This is a genomic window from Escherichia sp. S10b (assembly GCF_028421345.1).
In the GTDB taxonomy this organism is placed as follows: Bacteria; Pseudomonadota; Gammaproteobacteria; order Enterobacterales; family Enterobacteriaceae; genus ECMA0423.
The window spans coordinates 1-3,693 of sequence record NZ_JAHZSO010000092.1 but is presented as its reverse complement, the minus strand read 5'-3'; the positions used below and the strand labels follow the sequence as shown (position 1 = coordinate 3,693).

Annotated in this window: 5 protein-coding genes; 1 reads left to right on the top strand and 4 read right to left on the bottom strand. The window is 57.6% G+C overall.

Going from position 1 to position 3,693, the window contains the following annotated elements; translation table 11 throughout:
• Nucleotides 1-56: 56 nt before the first annotated feature.
• Together FTE26_RS07210 and FTE26_RS07205 are read right to left on the bottom strand one after the other, a co-directional pair.
• Entirely contained in the window at nucleotides 57-1,184 is a 1,128-nt protein-coding gene (locus FTE26_RS07210) for a DUF3883 domain-containing protein (RefSeq protein ID WP_014837927.1), read from the bottom strand.
• Nucleotides 1,185-1,234: 50 nt separating this feature from the next.
• Complete coding sequence (locus tag FTE26_RS07205; RefSeq protein WP_000248278.1) at nucleotides 1,235-1,462, bottom strand: hypothetical protein; 228 nt, start codon at nucleotides 1,460-1,462, stop codon at nucleotides 1,235-1,237.
• A gap of 23 nt (nucleotides 1,463-1,485) precedes the next feature.
• On the opposite strand from FTE26_RS07205, the gene FTE26_RS07200 reads away from it, so the two are divergent.
• Complete coding sequence (locus FTE26_RS07200) at nucleotides 1,486-1,677, top strand: hypothetical protein (RefSeq protein WP_000951934.1); 192 nt, start codon at nucleotides 1,486-1,488, stop codon at nucleotides 1,675-1,677.
• Nucleotides 1,678-2,158: 481 nt separating this feature from the next.
• Here FTE26_RS07200 and FTE26_RS07195 read toward each other — a convergent pair whose 3' ends face one another.
• Both FTE26_RS07195 and aac(3)-IId read right to left on the bottom strand, forming a co-directional pair.
• Nucleotides 2,159-2,701 (bottom strand): AAA family ATPase, encoded by a 543-nt coding sequence (locus FTE26_RS07195; RefSeq protein ID WP_000587837.1) that lies wholly within the window; start codon nucleotides 2,699-2,701, stop codon nucleotides 2,159-2,161.
• 12 nt (nucleotides 2,702-2,713) lie between these two features.
• The gene (aac(3)-IId, locus tag FTE26_RS07190) at nucleotides 2,714-3,574 is read right to left on the bottom strand and encodes an aminoglycoside N-acetyltransferase AAC(3)-IId (protein WP_000557454.1); all 861 of its coding nucleotides are present in this window, start codon (nucleotides 3,572-3,574) and stop codon (nucleotides 2,714-2,716) included.
• Nucleotides 3,575-3,693 lie beyond the last annotated feature (119 nt).

Here is a 3,693-nt window from a genome sequence, read left to right as displayed (position 1 = left end):
CGGCCTTTGAATGGGTTCATGTGCAGCTCCATCAGCAAAAGGGGATGATAAGTTTATCACCACCGACTATTTGCAACAGTGCCCGTCGGCTTGAGATGCACATGTTGGCTGAGGTCGCCGGGTAGCGTGAACAGGCGCGGACCGTCCCGAAACTGGAACACGCGATACAGATGGAATTGATCGCCCGCCTCCTTGGAGAATTCGAGTTCGTTGTGGCTGACCAAGAAAGACGAGCCTACCCCGCCATTGGTGGTTTTCACCTCGATGAAGCGCTCATGGGCGTCCTCTTCGAACGACAGGATGTCGAACCCCGCACCGTCTCCCTGGGTGTCGGACACCCAATCCAGCCGCTGAAAAAGCTCTGGGTGGCCGAGCTCGGTCAGGCGTTGCTGTTCGTAGCCAATCACCCACTGCTCCCCTGCCCGGCCCAGCTTGCGGTTGGCTTCATCGCGAGCGGCATAATCGAACTTTCGCGGTAGGCGTTGCCGTAGAGATGCCGGGGTACGCACAAGCACTTCACGGGCGGGTGGTTCTACCAAAGCCGCTCGGTAGGTTTTGTCACCCGGAAGTTTTACCTCCTCCAGGGCATCGACAAGAGCGCCGACCGTCTGCTGATGTTCCAGAACGTAGGCGTGTACGGATTTACGCAGCAGCAGTTGGCTGTTGCCGCGTGGCTTGTAGCCGTTGATATAGGGCAGGCCCAGGGCATCGAGTACGGCGCTAATGTTCTGGTGCTTGAGCTCGACTGAAGACTTGCTGCGACCGTTCAGCAGTTGGCGCAGTGCCTGGTTGTGCTCGGACTTGTTGTACGGCTCCCCAGCCGCCTCGGCACGCAGCATGTCGAAATAGTCTTCGACCGTGGCCAGGACCTCTTCTTCGGACCAGTCTTCGCCGATGCGAATGATGCGAAACCCGAGCCGCGTCAGCGCCGGAACGACGGTCGCCTCGCCACCGGAGAAGCTGTCAGCAGTGAGCGGGCCCTGCTCGGGAAATTGCTTGCCGAAGGCCACACCGGCGATGGCCTTGGAATCGCAATCGGTGCCGGTCTTCGGATCACGTACCAGGAAGTCGCGGGACTTGCCGTAGCCGTGGCGCGCCAGGAATTTCGTGCGGCCCAGTTGCACGAACTCATCGATGGCAGCCTGCACGGCGGCGGGGCTTCGAAGCTGGGAGAGTTGAGACACAGGGTCCTTCCTTACTGTCATGGTGTGCCGGGAACCGCCGAGCCACGAGATTATGAGTAGCCCCTGAACAGAAACGTCACGATAAAAGCCGTGAACGCCACCAGGCCCATTAAATCCCTTGCGTATTTGCAGCCCGTGCTGTCCAAACCTGTACCAGGTCCGATCAACACGCTCCAACCATTGAGGTACGAAAACACCGCCTGACCGAACAAAAAATGCGTGATAGCCGCCGCAGCCATGACGCCGGAATCGTCAGACAGGCTGTAGCTGTTGACCATTGCCCTGTACGCCTGCATCTGAAATGGCTATTGCCCTGATGGGAGCCGGCTTTTCAGCCACCGACACCAGCGATGCCGTCAATATTCTTTACCCGATAACCATGACCGTACAAGCTAACAAGGCCTGGCAAGCCAGCGGACTTAAAAAGTCTTTTTTTCTACCATCCCACAAAAAAGTTCGTGGTGGAGAAAAGATAAGCTATGCAAGGCTTTAGGAGACGTGGTTTTTCAGGATGACGAAGAACGATTCGGCGCTAGGTGCAACATAGGTGCATCGCACGAGCGCTAGGAACGGCGAAAAAAGGCGGACGTGGCGAAATCGGTAGACGCAGCAGACTTTAAAATTGGAGTGCCCGCGGGGAAATCCGCGGAGTAGAACCGCTCAAAGTCGGGGAACGCTAACGGGCAATACCCTAAGCCAATCCCGAGCCAAGCCCCTTCGGGGGAAGGTGTAGAGACTGGACGGGCGGCGCCTAAAGCCTTCGGGCAATGGCGAAGGGACAGTCCAGACCACGAACGTCATCAGACGGCGGCGAAAGTCGAGGTGGTACGAAAATCTGCTTCTCTGTGAGAGTACGGGTTCGAGTCCCGTCGTCCGCACCACAAAGCCAAACATCCCTGCGATGATCGACCTCTGGGCGTTTGGTCGTGAGCCCGCCACCCTCGCGCTACGCTTTGCGCAGGCGTCGAAGGCGATCAGGTGCGCCCATCGATTCCGTCGAGCACCATCGCTGCGAGTTCATCGCTGGTGTGTGCACCACTATCGAGAACACGGGTTGTGCATGGAAGCCGTTCCCTTGCGGCCAAGCATCGGGCGACATTCGCTAATCGCCACTCTCGAATCTCCGCATTTCGATTCGGGTCAGGATGCATGGTCTGGTTCGCGATCCGGTGACGCAATAGGTCCTCGTTGAGCGTCAGAAAGATGTGCAGCAGCTGATCGTCGATCCGCCTTACCCCGTCGAGTATCTCAGTCAGATAGTCCGGGTGCACGAGCGTCATTGGGATGATGATGTCCTGCGAGTAATTCCTTCGAATCTCCCTGACCGCCGCGATCGTAAGTCCCCTCCACAAGGGGAGATCCTGATAGTCTCCGCTCGCTGGCATGGGGACCGTTTCTTTCACCACGAACCCGATTTCCTCGGGGTCAAAGATCAGCGATTTGGAACGCCGATCGCGCAGCCGCTTAGCGAGCGTCGTCTTTCCGGCGCCGAAAGGTCCGTTGATCCAGATTATCATTGTCGACGGCCTCTAACCTGAAGGCTCGCAAGAGCGCTCGACGGCCTCGTGCGGAGGCACGATCGGAGTGGTTCCGAAATGCTTCTCAAGATAGGTGACGCCGAACGTCACGATGTCCTGCGCGTCGAACAGGTAGCACTGAGCAAAGCCCACGACACCTTCTCGATGGCGACCGAGCTTCACGTAAGCATTTGCTATAGTTTCAACCGCATCCGGCTTTCCTTCGATAGCAAAGCAATCGAGAATGCCGTTTGAATCGTAATCCGATGCCGTTTTCCAGGCGACTTCACCGTCTCTTCCAAGCATCGGCATCTCATACGTCACCCACCGTTTGTTGGGGATATCGGCAACCGCCTCGGCGTAGTGCAATGCGGTAACGGAGTTTAGCGGCGCACCCAACAGCAGGGCCTTCCCGCCAAGGCGAACGAACCGCTCGACGGGCGATCCTTCCCCCAAGGCGTGACCGAGTTCGTGAGGCTCCGTCAGCGTTTCAGCCAGCGGACCAACCGCGACCATCGATGCATCGGGGTGCGCGCTGCGCCGCGCGCCGGGGGCTTGAACCAGAAATTGATTCAGCAGGCCGAACCCACGGTAAGTCCCGGCTGTTGCGGGATCGAACGGCAGCCAGGTACGGCGGGCTTCGTCATCCAGCCGAGCGCCATTCAGAGTCTCCTCGTAGGGTGATCGGTCCCACGACGCGTATCCCATCACAGTGCCAGTCGGCCCAACCGCGGAGCGTAACGCGGCAACGACCGTCTCCGCTCCTCCTTCGACCGGACCAATCGCTTTAAGTGAGGCATGCACCATCAAGAGGTCACCGGTTTGGACTCCGAGTTTTTGAAGCGCCTCCGTTATTGCCTTCCGCGTATGCATCGCGATATCTCCTCTAAACTGCAAAACACTATACGCTGATGAATCCCCTAATGATTTTGGTAAAAATCATTAAGTTAAGGTGGATACACATCTTGTCATATGATCAAATGGTTTCGCGA